Annotated in this window: 13 protein-coding genes; 7 read left to right on the plus strand and 6 right to left on the minus strand. The window is 61.2% G+C overall.

The features are described from left to right. Positions 1-58: 58 nt before the first annotated feature. Genes tauD through tauA form a run of 4 tightly spaced genes read right to left on the minus strand, consistent with a single transcriptional unit; the run spans position 59 to position 3,476 of the window. Positions 59-910 carry a taurine dioxygenase gene (gene tauD, locus V7Q49_RS11030; RefSeq protein ID WP_333851142.1) on the minus strand — a complete coding sequence of 284 codons (852 nt, stop codon included), beginning with the start codon at positions 908-910 and terminating at the stop codon, positions 59-61. Continuing rightward, complete coding sequence (tauC, locus tag V7Q49_RS11035; protein ID WP_333851144.1) at positions 907-1,734, minus strand: taurine ABC transporter permease TauC; 828 nt, start codon at positions 1,732-1,734, stop codon at positions 907-909. The genes tauD and tauC overlap by 4 nt, the downstream gene beginning before the upstream one ends. Further along, entirely contained in the window at positions 1,731-2,498 is a 768-nt protein-coding gene (tauB, locus tag V7Q49_RS11040) for a taurine ABC transporter ATP-binding subunit (RefSeq protein ID WP_333851146.1), read from the minus strand. Before tauB ends, tauC begins: the two co-directional genes overlap by 4 nt. A 9-nt stretch (positions 2,499-2,507) precedes the next feature. Then, positions 2,508-3,476 carry a taurine ABC transporter substrate-binding protein gene (gene tauA / locus V7Q49_RS11045; RefSeq protein ID WP_333851148.1) on the minus strand — a complete coding sequence of 323 codons (969 nt, stop codon included), beginning with the start codon at positions 3,474-3,476 and terminating at the stop codon, positions 2,508-2,510. Between the two features lie 314 nt (positions 3,477-3,790). On the opposite strand from tauA, the gene V7Q49_RS11050 reads away from it, so the two are divergent. The 6 genes from V7Q49_RS11050 (at position 3,791) to fbpC (ending at position 11,593) form a co-directional block, all read left to right on the plus strand. Then, positions 3,791-4,420 carry a response regulator transcription factor gene (locus V7Q49_RS11050; RefSeq protein ID WP_333851150.1) on the plus strand — a complete coding sequence of 210 codons (630 nt, stop codon included), beginning with the start codon at positions 3,791-3,793 and terminating at the stop codon, positions 4,418-4,420. Continuing rightward, positions 4,420-5,961, plus strand: coding sequence for an MASE1 domain-containing sensor histidine kinase (locus V7Q49_RS11055; protein ID WP_333851151.1), 1,542 nt, complete (start codon positions 4,420-4,422; stop codon positions 5,959-5,961). Before V7Q49_RS11050 ends, V7Q49_RS11055 begins: the two co-directional genes overlap by 1 nt. A gap of 85 nt (positions 5,962-6,046) precedes the next feature. After that, on the plus strand, positions 6,047-7,348 hold the full coding sequence (gene uhpC / locus V7Q49_RS11060) for an MFS transporter family glucose-6-phosphate receptor UhpC (protein ID WP_333851153.1): 1,302 nt from the start codon (positions 6,047-6,049) through the stop codon (positions 7,346-7,348). A 13-nt stretch (positions 7,349-7,361) separates the two neighbouring features. Next, positions 7,362-8,393 carry an ABC transporter substrate-binding protein gene (locus V7Q49_RS11065; protein ID WP_106992080.1) on the plus strand — a complete coding sequence of 344 codons (1,032 nt, stop codon included), beginning with the start codon at positions 7,362-7,364 and terminating at the stop codon, positions 8,391-8,393. A gap of 70 nt (positions 8,394-8,463) precedes the next feature. Continuing rightward, the gene (locus V7Q49_RS11070; RefSeq protein ID WP_333851157.1) at positions 8,464-10,542 is read left to right on the plus strand and encodes an ABC transporter permease; all 2,079 of its coding nucleotides are present in this window, start codon (positions 8,464-8,466) and stop codon (positions 10,540-10,542) included. A 4-nt stretch (positions 10,543-10,546) separates the two neighbouring features. Continuing rightward, positions 10,547-11,593 (plus strand): ferric ABC transporter ATP-binding protein, encoded by a 1,047-nt coding sequence (gene fbpC / locus V7Q49_RS11075; protein ID WP_333851159.1) that lies wholly within the window; start codon positions 10,547-10,549, stop codon positions 11,591-11,593. A gap of 149 nt (positions 11,594-11,742) precedes the next feature. Here fbpC and mmuM read toward each other — a convergent pair whose 3' ends face one another. Next, a complete protein-coding gene (mmuM, locus tag V7Q49_RS11080; RefSeq protein WP_333851161.1) occupies positions 11,743-12,675 on the minus strand; it encodes a homocysteine S-methyltransferase in 933 nt (310 codons plus the stop codon). Next, the gene (mmuP, locus tag V7Q49_RS11085) at positions 12,662-14,059 is read right to left on the minus strand and encodes an S-methylmethionine permease (protein ID WP_333851163.1); all 1,398 of its coding nucleotides are present in this window, start codon (positions 14,057-14,059) and stop codon (positions 12,662-12,664) included. Before mmuP ends, mmuM begins: the two co-directional genes overlap by 14 nt. A gap of 472 nt (positions 14,060-14,531) precedes the next feature. Between mmuP and V7Q49_RS11090 the strand changes: the two genes are divergently transcribed. Beyond that, the gene (locus tag V7Q49_RS11090; protein ID WP_333851165.1) at positions 14,532-15,641 is read left to right on the plus strand and encodes an AI-2E family transporter; all 1,110 of its coding nucleotides are present in this window, start codon (positions 14,532-14,534) and stop codon (positions 15,639-15,641) included. Positions 15,642-15,645 lie beyond the last annotated feature (4 nt).

A 15,645-nucleotide genomic window follows, 5' to 3' on the forward strand; every position in this document is an offset into this window, starting at 1 on the left:
ACCGGGCCTACGGGAGCAGGTGTTGTAGGCCGGGTAAGGCGTAGCCGCCACCCGGCAATCAGCCCGCACGAAAGAAAGGCTTATCCCCCAATACCGTCGCCCGCTGCATAATCCGCCGCTGCGGGAGGTAATCGGCATTGGCGTAATGCTGCGTCACCCGGTTATCCCAGATCGCCAGATCGTTCTCCTGCCAGCGCCAGCGCACCTGGAACTCCGGCTTAGTGATATGGGCAAACAGGAACCCCAGCAGCGCCTCGCTCTCTTTCTCGCTCAGATCCACAATCCGCGTGGTGAACCCTTCGTTGACGAACAGCGCCTGCTTGCCGCTAACCGGATGGGTACGCACCACCGGGTGCAGCAGCGGCGGGTTTTTCGCCACCGCCTCCAGCCAGCGCTGATGCTCCTCTTCCGTTTTACGGTACTTGTACTCCGGGAAGGATTTCTTGAAATCGTGCTCCGCCCGCAGGCCGCTCAGCAGCTGCTGGAACGGGGCGGATAACGCCTCAAACGCTGCAATTCCGCTGGCCCACAGGGTATCTCCCCCGCTCTCCGGCAGCTGTTTGGCCGCGAGGATCGCCCCGGCGGGCGGGGTTTCAATAAAGGTCACATCGGTGTGCCAGTTGTCGTTGTCCGGCGGATTATCGTTGTGGGTATCCAGAACGATGATCTCCTCCACCCCCTCAGCATGCGGGTAGACCGGATGGATATGTAGATCGCCAAAACGGAGCGCCAGGGCGCGCTGCTGCTGCGGGGTGATCGCCTGCTCGCGCAGGAACACCACCTGATGGCGCAGCACCGCATGATAGAGCTGCTCAAACTGGTTATCGCTTAACGGTCGGGTGACATCGAGCCCGGAAATTTGTGCGCCAATGTACGGCCCCAGCGGGGTAATGGTCAGACGTTCACTCATTGTATCTCTCCATGCCAGGGCGTCAGGCGGCGCTGAAGCGCGCGCAGCCCCAGTTCTAATCCGAAGGCGATCACGGCGATCACCGCGATCCCTGCCAGTACCACGTCCGTCGCCAGGAACTCCCCCGCCGACTGGACCATAAAACCTAACCCGCGCGTGGCGGCGATCAGTTCAGCTGCCACCAGCGTCGACCAGCCAACCCCGAGCCCGATACGCAGTCCGGTGAGGATCTCCGGCAAGGCGCCGGGTAAAATCACAAACCACAGCACCTGCGCCCGGCTGGCGCCCAGCGACTGCGCCGCCCGGATCCGCACCTGCTGGGCGCTTTTGACCCCCGCCACCGCCGACATCGCCACCGGGGCGAAAATCGCCAGGTAGATCAGCAGGATCTTTGAGGTCTCGCCGATGCCAAACCAGATCACCATCAGCGGTAAATACGCCAGCGGCGGCACCGGGCGATACAGCTCAATCAATGGATCGAGGATCCCGCGCACCGTCGGGCTTAAGCCCATCGCAATACCCACCGGGATACCGAGGATCACCGCCGCCAGCAGGGCCACCAGAATACGTCCCAGGCTGGCCGCCAGATGCTGCCACAGCGTGGCATCCATAAACCCCTGCGGACCGGCGATGGTGAACAGTTTCACCAGCACCTGGCCCGGCGGCGGCAGGAACAGCGGGCTAACCCACTGCGCCGCCGCTACCGCCCACCACACCGCCAGCAGCACCAGCAGGGTGCTGACGCTGAGCGTCAACTGGCGGGAGAAGGGCCAGCGCAGGGTCAGGCGTTTGCGCGCCGTTTTGTCATTCACCACAATGCTCATGAGAAGGCCTCCCGCTGTTCAAACACGCGGCTCAGCACGTATTCGCGCTGGGCGATAAATTCAGGGTCGGACTTGATGCTGCGCACCGGTTCTCCGGCCACAAAGCGGCGGGCAAAGTTGAGCGGCAGACGCTCCAGCACCCGGCCCGGCCCCGGCGAAAGCAGCACCAGCTCGGTGGCCATAAACACCGCTTCTTCGATGTCATGGGTGATGAGTAATACCTGCTTGCCGGTCTCATGCCACAGGCGCAGGAGCAGGGTTTGCATCTGCTCGCGGGTAAAGGCATCCAGCGCGCCGAAGGGTTCATCCAGCAGCAACAGCTGCGGATTCGCCGCCAGCGCCCGGGCAATGCCGACGCGCTGACGCTGGCCGCCGGAGAGCTGCCAGATAAAGCGTTTTTCCGCCCCTTCAAGGCCCACTTTTTTCAGCATCTCCCGGGCGATGGCCAGCCGTTCTTCCCGCGAGGTGCCCGCCAGCTGCAGGCCGAAGGCAACGTTCTCCTGCACGTTACGCCACGGCAGCAGCCCTTCGTTCTGGAAGACCACGCCGCGCTCGGCGCCGGGGCCCTCCACCTTTTTCCCTTCCAGTTGAATGGTGCCGTGCTGATAGGGTACAAACCCGGCGATCAGATTCAGCAGCGTGGTCTTCCCGCAGCCGGACGGACCGAGCACCACCAGCAGCTCGCCGCTATCCAGCGTCAGGTTGATATCCTCCAGCGCAGGCTTGCCAGCGTAATCGGCGTACAGATTTGTAATATTCAGCATACGGCCCCCTTACTTCACAAAGCGATCGGTCACGTACTGGCTGTAATCCGCCGCCACCGCGGGCACTTTGCCCTGCTCTTTCAGGAAGCCGGCAGTATCAATAATCGCTTTATTCACCGGGCCTGAGAGCTGCTGCTGTTGCTGGGCAGGCGTCAGGTAGGTATTGCCTTTCACCAGCCCCGGCACGTCGGCCTCCGGCACGCCGCTCAGGCGGGCGAGTTTCTCCAGGTTGGCAGGCTGTTTCAGCCACTCATCCGGGTTAGCAATGTACGGCTGCTGGGCGTCGATGGCGCTTTTGGCGAAGGCTTTCACCACCTCAGGATGCTTCTCGGCAAAGTCTTTCCGCACCACCCAGACGTCGAGGGTTGGTGCGCCCCACTGGCCCACCTGGGCGGAGTCGGTCAGCACGCTGCCGTCTTTCTCCAGTTCGTTTACCGCAGGCGACCAGACATAGGCCCCGTCAATATCGCCACGCTGCCAGGCGGCGATAATGGCCGGTGGCTGCAGGTTGATGATTTCCACCTGACCGGGCTTGATGTTCCAGTGTTTCAGGGCGGCGAGCAGGCTGTAGTGAGTGGTCGAAATAAACGGCACCGCGATGCGTTTGCCGATCAGATCTTCGGGCTTAGTGATGTTTTTCTTCACCACCAGCGCTTCGGAATTGCCGAGCTGCGAGGCCAGCAGGAAAACTTCGATAGGCACCTGCTGACTGGCAGCGACCGCCAGCGGGCTGGAGCCGAGGTTACCAATCTGCACGTCACCGGAGGCCAGCGCCCGCACGATGCTGGCGCCGCTGTCGAACTTACGCCAGTCAACTTTTGCGCCGCTCGCTTTCTCGAAAGTTTTATCCGCCTGCGCCACTTTTGCCGGCTCGGCGGAGGTTTGATACGCGACGGTGACGTCCACCGCCTGCGCCTGAAATGCCAATAGCGCCAATGCCAGTGCGCCAGGTAAGGTAAACCGCGATGAAATTGCCATAATGTCTGCTCCCCTCTGTTGTTATGAGGGCAGTATTTCCGGCAGCGGAATTTTGATAAAGGAATTAAAAAGCATCGTTAATGCCGAATCGTTTTTAGAAAAAAAGCGGCAATAGATAGTCAATTTTGTGCGGTCTGCTTTGCCCGGCGACGCTGCGCTTACCCGGCCTACAAAACCCGTAGGCCGGGTAAGGCGTAGCCGCCACCCGGCATTTATTGCAATTTTGTTACATTCATTACATAACCGCAGCCGCACAATTGCCAGACAACCATTGACAGGCATCATAGGCGGATAACTTCGCAAAGGGTTCTGAGATGATCAAAGTGGTGCTGGTGGACGATCACGTGGTGGTGCGCTCCGGGTTCGCCCAGCTGTTAAACCTGGAAGACGATCTGGTGGTGGAAGGCCAGTACAGCAGCGCCGCCGAGGCCTGGCCCGCCCTCACCCGCGATGCCATCGACGTGGCGGTGCTCGACGTCGCCATGCCTGATGAAAACGGCCTGAGCCTGCTCAAACGTCTGCGCCAGCAGCGCCCCGGGTTTCGCGCGATTATCCTCAGCATCTACGACACCCCCGCCTTTGTGCAGAGCGCACTGGACGCCGGGGCCAGCGGCTATCTCACCAAACGCTGCGGCCCGGAGGAGCTGGTGCAGGCCGTGCGCTCCGTCGGGATGGGTGGCCATTATCTCTGTGCCGATGCGGTCAAAGCCCTGCGCGGCGGCGAGCCAGTGTCCCAGGCGCTGGCGGTGCTGACCCCGCGCGAGAAAGAGGTCTTTGAGCTGCTGGTTCAGGGCGAAAGCGTGAAGGAGATTGCCTTTAAGCTCGAACTGAGCCACAAGACCGTCCACGTGCATCGCGCCAACGTGCTGGGCAAATTACAGTGCAACAGCACCATCGAGCTGGTGCATTTTGCCCTCGATCACCAGCTGCTGACCGGCCACTGATGCGGCGCTCCCTGCGGCACATCATCCTCTCGCTGTTTATTATGCTGGCCTGGGGCACCGGCTGGCTGATGCTGTGGACGCTGAGCTTTTACCTCACCCGCAACGGGCAGCAGGCGGCGCTGTTTTTGCCCCAGGGCGTGTATCTGGCACTGCTGATCGTGCTCGCGCGCCGCTTCTGGCCGGCGCTGATCCTTCCCCCGCTGGCGGCGATGCTCTGGCTGCACGGCGAACAGCTGCTGACCCATCACCTGATGCTGGTGGTTCCCCTGGTGGGCACCGTCTTCGCATGGCTGGCGCAGCGCTACTGGCACCGCTTTCCGCTCTACTGGCAGCGCCTGTCGCTGCTCATCGCCGCGGTGACCCTCAACGCCCTGCTCCAGACCCTGATCCTGGCGCCGTTTCTCGACAGCCCCGCCACGCTGCTGGCGCTGGCCTCCTTTACCGGCGGCGTGCTGCTGACCCCGTTCGTCTATCTGGTGTATGAGTTTTTACGCCAGCAGCACCGCTATCATCTGCTCGGGCTGGACACCAGCAACCCGCCTCTGCGCACCTCTCTGATCATCTGGTGCAGCCTGTTTTTTATTATTGGCATCGGCACCCAGATGGTGCTCTCTCCGGCCCTTGAGCGCCTGCTGCTGATCGTGGTGTTCCTGCCCAACGTGGTGATGGCGTGGAAGTTTGGCTGGCAGGGCGGCGTGCTCTCGGGGCTGCTGGGCAGCATGATGATCACCATCGCCCGTCAGGTCGGGGTGGGGTTCAGCGACTTGCTGGAGCTGGAGATTTTTCTCGCCACCCAGTCGCTGCTGGGGATTGGGCTGGGGATCGCCATCAGCCGCCAGCAGCATCTGGCGATGAACCTCGATCGCTACCGTCGTCGGCTGGAGGCGGAGCTGCAGGCCCGGCGCGCGCTGGCGGAAAAGCTGATCCACACCGAAGAGGACACCCGCAAGCACCTGGCCCGGGAGCTGCACGACGAGATTGGTCAGAACATTACCGCCATTCAGATCCAGTCCCAGCTGGTGAAACGGGCGGGCGATACGCCGCAGGCATTAGAGGCCGCCGGGCAGATTAACGAGCTGGCCCGGCGCATCCATCACTCCACCCGTCAGCTGCTGCGCCAGCTGCGTCCCCCGGTGCTGGACGAGCTCTCCTTAAACGAGGCCCTGCACCACCTGGTGAACGAGTTCGCCTTTGCCGAGCGCGGGATCCAGTGCCGGTTCGATTACCGGCTGGCCACCCCGCCGCAGAGCGAAACCCTGGTCTTCACCCTCTATCGCCTGCTGCAGGAGCTGCTGAACAACGTCAGTAAACACGCCGACGCCAGCGAGGTCAGCGTCCTGCTCTGCGAGCAGGATAACCAGCTGCGCCTGGAGGTGCGGGATAACGGCAGCGGCATCCGCCCGCAGCAGATCCCCGGCTTTGGCATTCAGGGGATGCGCGAGCGCGTGCATGCCCTCGGCGGGGAGTTGATCCTGGAGTCGCAGGCCGGGACGCGCGTAATTGTTAACCTGCCCACAGTTTTGCAACAAACACACCGCTAACCAGGAAAAAGTCTTAGCCACGCCAGACTTTCTCTCATCCCTTTTTCATCGCGCTTTCATACAGTCATTGCAAACGGAGAACGCCATGCCCGCACTGTCCGCTGACCAGGTTACTCAACGCTACCGCAGGCTGCGCCCGCGACTGCTGCTCTGCATGGTGACTGGCTACGCCGCGTTTTACCTGACGCGCAAAAGCCTCAACTACGTCCTGCCTGCCTTGCAGATGGACCTGGGGCTGAGCAAGAGCGATATCGGCCTGATCGGGTCGCTGTTTTACCTGAGCTACGGCCTGTCGAAATTTGCCGCCGGACTGTGGCATGACAGTAAAGGCCAGCGGGCGTTTATGGGCATCGGCCTGATGGCGACGGGCGTGCTGAACGTGCTGTTCGCCTTCGGCGACTCCCTGCCGCTGCTGCTGTTTATCTGGACGCTGAACGGCTTCTTTCAGGGATGGGGATGGCCGCCCTGCGCCAGACTGCTCACCCACTGGTATTCGCGCAACGAGCGCGGCTTCTGGTGGGGGTGCTGGAACACCTCTATCAACATCGGCGGGGCCATTATCCCGCTGATCTGTGCCTTCGCCGCCCACCGCTGGGGCTGGCAGGCAGCGATGCTGACACCGGGGATCATCAGTATCGTGCTCGGCCTGTGGCTGACCACACAACTGCGGGGCACACCGCAGGAAGAGGGTCTCCCGACGGTCGGGGAGTGGCGCAACGATCCGCTGGAGCTGCGCCAGCAACAACAGAGCCCGCCGATGGGGCTGTGGCAGATGTTACGCACCACCATGCTGCAAAACCCGATGATCTGGCTGCTCGGGGCGTCGTATGTGCTGGTCTATCTGATCCGCATCGCCCTTAACGACTGGGGCAACATCTGGCTGGCGGAGAGCCACGGGGTCAACCTGCTGAGCGCCAACGCCACGGTGATGCTGTTTGAGGTCGGCGGCCTGCTCGGGGCGCTGTTCGCCGGCTGGGGCTCGGATCTGCTGTTCAGCGGCCAGCGTGCACCGATGATTTTGCTGTTCACGCTGGGGCTGATGGTATCGGTCGCCGCCCTGTGGCTGGCCCCGGTTCACCACTACGCCCTGCTGGCGATGTGCTTTTTTACGGTGGGATTTTTTGTTTTTGGTCCGCAGATGCTGATCGGCCTTGCCGCCGTGGAGTGCGGACACAAGCAGGCAGCGGGCTCGATTACCGGTTTTCTCGGCGTGTTTGCCTATCTGGGGGCGGCGCTGGCCGGGTGGCCGCTGTCACAGGTTATTGAACGCTACGGCTGGTCGGGAATGTTCAGTTTGCTCTCGATTGCCGCGGTGCTGATGGGTTTACTCCTGATGCCCCTGCTGATGGCGGGCATCACCGCTTCTCGCAGTCACATAACGTCATAACAAGGGCTGAATAATGAAAACAACGCTTCTCTCTACCCTCATTGCTTCCGGGATCGCGCTGGCCACCTTAACCGGTGCCGCACAGGCCAAAGGCCGTCTGGTGGTCTACTGCAGCGCCACCAACGAAATGTGCGAAGCCGAAACCAAAGCGTTTGGCGATAAGTACGACGTCAAAACCTCGTTTATCCGCAACGGCTCCGGCAGCACCCTGGCGAAGGTGGATGCCGAGAAGAAAAACCCGCAGGCCGACGTCTGGTACGGCGGCACTCTGGATCCGCAGTCTCAGGCCGGTGAGATGGGGCTGCTGCAGCCGTACAAATCGGCCAACCTCGAGCAGATCATGGAGAAATTCCGCGATCCGGCGAAGGTGAAAGGCAACCTCTCCTCGGCGGTATACGTGGGTATTCTGGGCTTTGGCGTTAACACCCAGCGCCTGAAAGAGAAGAACCTGCCGGTGCCGCAGTGCTGGAAAGATCTGACCAAACCGGAATACAAAGGCGAGATCCAGATTGCCGATCCGCAAAGCTCCGGCACCGCCTACACCGCGCTGGCGACCTTCGTCCAGCTGTGGGGGGAAGATCAGGCCTTCGATTACCTCAAGCAGCTGAACGGCAACGTCTCCCAGTACACCAAATCGGGTATTGCCCCGGCGCGTAACGCCGCCCGTGGTGAAACGGCCATTGGCATCGGCTTCCTGCACGACTACTCGCTGGAGAAAGAGCAAGGGGCCCCGCTGGAGCTGATCTCCCCGTGCGAAGGCACCGGGTATGAAATCGGCGGCGTCAGCATCCTGAAGGGCGCGCGTAACGAAGAGAACGCGAAGCTGTTCGTGGACTGGGTGCTGTCGAAGGAGGCTCAGGAGCTGGCGTGGAAGCAGGGCAAGTCCTATCAGATCCTGACCAACACCACCGCCGAGACCTCGCCGAACTCGCTGAAGCTCGATGACCTCAAGCTGATCAGCTACGACATGGATAAGTACGGCTCAACGGACGTGCGCAAAGCGTTGATCAACAAGTGGGTCAGCGACGTGAAGATGGGTAAATAAGCCCGCTCCTGCGAACATTTGCCGGGTGGCGGCGTAAACGCCTTACCCGGCCTACAACACCGGAATACCTATGTCACAGACACTCGCTCTTCATCCCGTGAAAAAACGGGATGCGGTCTTCCTTTGGGTTTTCGTTGGCTGGCTGGCCTTTGCCCTGCTGCCGAGCTGGAGCCTGGATTATGGCCTGCTGGAATCCACCGGCGACGAGATCCTCGCGGCCTACAGCTGGTCGCATTTTAACATCAGCTGGCTGTGGTATCTGCTCCCCACCCTGCTGCTGGTGCGTCCGTTCAGCGAGGCGAAGCGCGAACAGCGCAGCCGCCACTACCTTGATGCCGGCTGGGCGCTGCTGTGCATGGCGTTTATCGTCATTAGCGCCACGATTGAAGGGCGCGGTTTAGGCTATGCCACTATCGTGCTGTTTGTGGCGCTGGGTGCGATCATGACCCTGGCCCTGACCCGCCTCGAGTGGCTGGGCGGCGACCGCTTTGTGATTGGCTCGCTGATCGCCATCGTCGCGCTGATCGGCATCTTTATCGTCTGGCCGAGCATCGCCATCTTTATTCCGATGTTCACCAACGACGCGGGCGAGTTCGCCCCGCTGGCGTTTATGAACGTGCTGTCGCAGTCGCACATCATTCAGGTGATCGTTAACTCGATCCTGCTCTCGATTGCGGTGGGGATCGGCTGCACCTTCTTTGGCCTGGTGCTGGCGATCTACACCACCCGCATCGCGAAACGCAGCGCCATCATTGGCCGCATCTTCTCGATCCTGCCGATCGTCACCCCGCCGTTCGTGGTGGGTCTGGGCGTAACGCTGATGATGGGCCGCTCCGGCTACGTCACCGAGCTGATGGTGGACTGGTTTGGGCTGACCAATACCAACTGGCTGTACGGCTTTACCGGCATCTGGCTGGCGCAGGTGCTGGCCTTCACCCCGATGGCCTTTATGATCCTCGATGGGGCGATCAAAACGATTCATCCGTCGCTGGAGGAGGCGTCGTACACCCTGCGCGCCAGCCGCTGGCAGACCTTTAACGGCGTCTTCGTCCCGCTGCTGAAACCGGCGCTGGCCAATGCCTTCTTGATTGTGATCGTGCAATCACTGGCCGACTTCAGCAACCCGCTGGTGCTGGGCGGTAACTTCGACGTGCTGGCGACGCAGATCTACTTCTATATCACCGGCTCCCAGCTCGATTACCAGGCGGCCAGCACCCTGGGCGCGTTCCTGCTGCTGTTCTCGCTGCTGGTGTTCTGCATCCAGTACATGTGGATCGGCAAGCGCTCCTACGTGACCGTCTCCGGCAAGTCCTATCGCGGTGACGTCCAGCCCCTGCCGGTGACCCTGGTGTGGAGCGTGATCGCGATTCTGGCGGTGTGGATCGCCTTTAACGCCCTGCTCTATGGCAGCATTTTCTACGGCAGCTTTACCGTCAACTGGGGGGTGGATTACACCCTGACGCTGGATAACTTTATCAAGCTGTTCGGCCAGGGGATGAGCGACGGCGCATGGCCTTCCCTGCTCGATACCCTGCTCTACGCCGGGATCGCCGCACCGATCACCGCCGCCTTCGGGTTGTTGATCGCCTGGATCGTGGTACGCCAGCAGTTCAAAGGCAAAAAGACCATCGAGTTCACCACCATGCTGTGCTTCGCGGTGCCGGGTACCGTGGCGGGCGTGTCTTACATCCTGGCCTTTAACAGCGCCCCGGTGTACCTGACCGGCACCGCCGCCATCGTCATTATCTCGATGGTGATGCGTAACGTGCCGGTGGGTATTCGCGCCGGGATCGCCGGTCTGGGCCAGATCGACAAGTCGCTGGATGAAGCCTCGCTGAGCCTGCGCGCCGGGTCGCTGCGGACCATTACCCATATCCTGCTGCCGCTGCTGCGCCCGGCCATTCTGTCGGCGCTGATCTACAGCTTCGTGCGGGCCATTACCACCGTCAGCGCCATTGTGTTCCTCGTCACGCCGGATACCCGGGTGGCCACGGCCTACATTCTGAACCGCGTGGAAGATGGCGAATACGGCGTGGCGATTGCCTACGGCTCGATCCTGATTGTGGTCATGCTGGCGATCATTTTCCTCTTTGACTGGCTGATCGGCGAGGCTCGTATCTCCCGCTCCAAAGCCAAAAACCAGGCGTAACACTATGACTCAGAAACATTTCGTTGAACTGCGTAACGTGACCAAGCGCTTCGGCGCGAACACGGTGATTGAAAACATCAACCTGGCAATCCCGCAGGGGCAGATGGTGACCCTGCTCGGCCCGTCGGGCTGCGGGAAAACCACGGTGCTGCGTCTGGTGGCCGGGCTGGAGAAGCCCACCAGCGGGCAGATCTTTATCGACGGTGAGGACGTGACCCACAGCTCCATTCAGCAGCGTGATATCTGCATGGTGTTCCAGTCCTACGCCCTGTTCCCGCACATGTCGCTCGGCGAGAACGTCGGCTACGGCCTGAAGATGCTCGGCGTGTCGCGTGGGGAGATCAAAACCCGGGTCAAAGAGGCGCTGGCGATGGTGGATCTGGAGGGCTTCGACGATCGCTATGTGGATCAGATCTCCGGCGGCCAGCAGCAGCGCGTGGCCCTGGCCCGGGCGCTTATCCTGAAACCGAAAGTACTGCTGTTCGATGAGCCGCTGAGTAACCTCGACGCCAACCTCAGGCGCAGCATGCGCGACAAGATCCGCGAGCTGCAAAAGCAGTTCAACATCACCTCGCTGTACGTAACCCACGATCAGAGCGAGGCCTTTGCGGTGTCGGATACCGTGCTGGTGATGAACAAGGGCAACATCATGCAGATTGGCTCGCCGCAGGATCTCTATCGCCAGCCGGCGTCGCGCTTTATGGCGAGCTTTATGGGCGATGCCAACCTGTTCCCGGCCAGCTTCAGCCACGAGTCCGTGGCGATCCACGGCTACCGCCTGCCCCGTCCGCTGCATTTTGCCGCGCAAGGGACAGGTACCGTCGGCGTGCGCCCGGAGGCGATCACCCTGAGCCAGCACGGCGAGGAGAGCCAGCGCTGCGTGATCCGCCACGTCGCCTATATGGGGCCGCAGTACGAGGTGATTGTGGAGTGGCACGGGCAGGAAATTTTGTTGCAGGTGAATGCCACGCGGCTGCAGCCGGACGTCGGGGAAGCGTATTACCTGGAGATCCACCCGTACGGGATGTTTGTGTTGGCTGATGCTGCCTGATAGATGCCCGGCGGCGCTGCGCTTGCACGGGCCTACAAAGTACTCTAACCGTAGGCCGGGTAAGGCGCAGCCGCCACCCGGCGGGGTTAGGGTGCGGTCTGTTCACCCTCACCCCGGCCCTCTCCCTCAGGGAGAGGGAGAAAACACGGTTATCTTTGTGTGGTCAGCTCTGCTATATCCTTCGGCGTCGTGCGGCAGCACCCGCCGATTAGCTTCGCGCCTGCCGCCAGCCACTGCGGCAGATACCCCGCCAGCGTTTCACAGGCTTCGCCGTGGTGATGCCAGGTTTTGCTGACCGCATCATAATGCTCGCCCGAGTTCGGGTAGACCACCAGCGGCAGCGCGGTCAGGCTTTGCAGATGTTGCAGCGCGCGAGTGGTGTTCTCCAGCGCGATACAGTTAATGCCCAGGGCAACAACCTGCGGGTAGTTCGCCAGCACCGACACCACCTCGCGCAGCGGGGTGCCGTCGCTCAGGTGTTCGCTGTCGCGCAGGGTGAACGAGAACCACGCCCGGGCGCGCGGCCAGGCGGTCAGCAGATCTGCCAGGGCTTTAATTTCCGCAAACGACGGCAGGGTTTCGCAGGCCAGCAGGTCGGCTCCGGCATCCAGCAGCGCCTCCACCCGCGGGCGGTGAAACGCCTGGAACACTTCAGCGCTGCGCTGGTAGTCGCCGCGGTATTCCGACCCGTCGGCCAGATACGCGCCGTATGGCCCGACCGAACCGGCGACCAGCAGCGCGCCCGCCTGCGGGTTCTCAGAGAGATACGCTTCCCGCGCCTTGCGCGCCAGCTCAACGCTTTTGCCGATCAGCGCCCGGGACTGCGCCTCGTCCAGCCCGCGGGCGGCGAACCCGTCCGGCGTGGCCTGATAGCTGGCGGTGATCGCCACTTGCGCCCCGGCGCGGAAGTAGTCGAGATGCACGTCGCGGATCAGCGCCGGGTTTTCCATTAACACTTTGGCCGACCACAGGCTGTCGGCCAGGTTACAGCCGCGCGCTTCCAGCTCCGTTGCCATCGCCCCGTCCAGCACCACGAAAGGCTGGGTTTCAAGGAGGGCGGTAAGCGGATTATTCTGCGACATGTTCAGGCTCCTGCGATTTCAGATGTTGAGTAAGGTAGTACGCGCCATAGCACAGGGCCACAAACGGCAGCCCACAGTAAAGGGCGATGCGCTGGCTCGGGTCAAAAGCCAGGCCGACGCAGGCCACCAGGCACAGGACAAAGCCCAGCACCGGCACCAGCGGATACCAGGGGGCGCGGTAATGCAGATCGCTCAGCGGTTTACCGGCCTGCAGGTGGCGGCGGCGGAAGACAAAGTGCGAGGCGCAGATGCTGATCCACACCGCCACCACCGCAAAGCCCGAAATGGCCGACAGGGCGACAAACACCGTGTCCGGGGCCACTACGCTTGAGAAGAGCGCCAGCACGCCGCCGAGCATCGACACCGACAGCGCGGTGAGCGGCACGCCGTTTTTGTTTACCCGGGCAAAGCAGCGCGGCAGGGTTTTCTCGTTCGACAGCGACCACAGCATGCGCCCGGAGGCGTACAGCCCGGAGTTGGCCGCCGAAAGGATTGCCGTCAGGATGACAAAGTTAACGATATCCGCGGCATAAGGAATACCGACCTTCTCAAACACCAGCACGAACGGGCTTTTCTCCACCCCGGCCTGCTGCATCGGGATCAGCGCCGCCAGCACGAAGACGGTGCCGATAAAGAAGATAATCAGGCGGGCAATCGTGGTGCGAATGGCGACAGGGATCACCTTGTGCGGATTTTCGGTTTCACCCGCCGCAATGCCAATCAGCTCGGTGCCGGAGAAGGCAAAGTTAACCGCCACCATGGTCATCAGGATCGGCAGCCCGCCGTGCGGGAACCAGCCTTCAGCGGTGATGTTGCTCAGCCCCGGCGCGGGGGAACCGTCCTGCATCGGAATAAAGCCGAAGATTGCCGCCCCGCCGAGAAGGATAAAGGCGATGATGGTGATGACCTTCACCAGTGAGAACCAGAACTCCCCTTCAGCAAAGAAGCGGGTCGAGATAACGTTGAGGGCGAAAATTACCGCGCAGAAGACCACGCACCAGACCCAGACCGGCACCTGCGGGAACCAGTACTGCATACAGAATCCGGCGGCGGTAAAGCTCGATCCCAGCGCCACCGTCCAGGTGAGCCAGTAGAGCCACGCTACGGTGTAGCCGGTTGCCGGACCGAGATAGCGCGCGGCATAGACGTGAAAGGCGCCGGTCTCCGGCATCGCCACGGAGAGTTCGCCGAGGCACTGCATCACCAGCCAGACCACCAGCGCGCCGATCAGATAGGCCAGCAGCGTCCCCGCCGCCCCGGTGGTAGAAATAATGTATCCCGTATTAAAAAACAGCCCGGTACCAATCACGCCGCCCAGGGAGAGCATGATCAGGTGGCGGGTCTTCATGGTGCGCTGTAGCTGCCCGTTTTGTTGTGTTTGCATATCACCTTCTATACGTATGGACATCTAAACATCCAAAAGAAGGTGTTTTTATACCGCGATTGTTAACAAATTGCTAGCCATGCACCAGACGAAGTCGCGCGCGGCGGGCGCTCAGCCGGGGCCGAACCGTGTAAATGACGTAAAGATAGGGTCGCCATGCCATATGCCACCTCCTGCAAGCCGGTACTTACAGCATGCACCGCGGCGGTCATCACGTCGGTCAGGCGAAAGTGGTATCTGTTATTCAGGCGCTAAACTGGCGGCCTGTTGGAGCCTGTTGCCCGGCGGCGCTTCGCTTGCGCGGGCCTACGGCGGCCGGTTGCCGGGTGGCGGCGTTGCCTTACCCGGCCTACGTACGGTTGGCTTTTGTAGGCCCGTGCAAGCGCAGCGCCGCCGGGCGCGCAGACCTCACTATGTTAAATTATGCAAAACATCCTATAGTCGTAGTGTTTATTTAAAAAAGGATGAACTAATGCGATTTAACGGACTGACCAAAGGGTTTTTCATTCTCATACTCCTGATTGTTACCTGGGCGTTTTTTGATGTCTTGTCGCCCTACTTCTCGGCGATCCTGTGGGCCGCGATCCTGGCCGTGATTTTCTACCCTGTTAAAAATACGCTGCGTATCCGGATGGGGGATCGCAACGGGCTGGCGTCGCTGCTGAGCGTGCTGCTGATCTGCCTGATCGTCTTTATTCCACTAATGGTGATCTTTTCCTCGTTAGCCTTTGAGCTCAATATCGTTTACACGCGCCTGCAGCAGAACGACACCCAGTTTTCCACCGTGGTGGCGAGCCTGTTTGCCCATCTTCCCGGCTGGCTGCGCGCGCTGTTGATCGAGCACGATCTGGATACCGCGACGGAGATCCAGAAAAAGCTCTCTGACGCCGCATTAAGAGGCGGACAGTACCTTGCCGGCAGCGCGTTCCTGATTGGTAAAGGCACCTTTGGCTTCGCCATCAGCTTTGGCGTGATGGTCTATCTGCTGTTCTTCCTGCTGAAAGATGGCCCCTGGCTGATGCGCCAGATCCTCGACAGCCTGCCGCTGTCGGATTTTGCCAAACAGCATCTGTTTGCCAAGTTCGCCGGGGTCGCCAGAGCCACGGTCAAAGGCACGGCGGTGGTGGCGCTGGTGCAAGGTTTTCTGGGCGGGCTCGCCTTCTGGATAGTCGGGATTAACGGCAGCATTCTCTGGGGCGCGCTGATGGCGTTCCTGTCGCTAATCCCGGCGGTCGGCTCGGCCATCATCTGGGTCCCGGCGGCCATCTTCCTCTTCGCCACCCATCAGCTGTGGCAGGGCCTGTTTATCGTCGGGTTCTTTGTGCTGGTGGTCGGGCTGGTGGACAACCTCCTGCGCCCGCTGCTGGTCGGGAAAGACACCAAAATGCCCGACTATCTCATCCTCATCACCACCCTCGGCGGGATGGAAATTTACGGCATCAACGGCTTTGTGATTGGTCCGTTAATTGCCGCCCTGTTTATCGCCTGCTGGAACCTGCTCTCGGGTCGCGATCATGCCGGTAATGCTGAAGAGATTGACGACGCAATTATCGAAGAAGGGAAAAATTCACCTGATTTATGAAGAA

The sequence above is a fragment of the Leclercia sp. genome, from assembly GCF_036780805.1.
In the GTDB taxonomy this organism is placed as follows: domain Bacteria; phylum Pseudomonadota; class Gammaproteobacteria; order Enterobacterales; family Enterobacteriaceae; genus Enterobacter.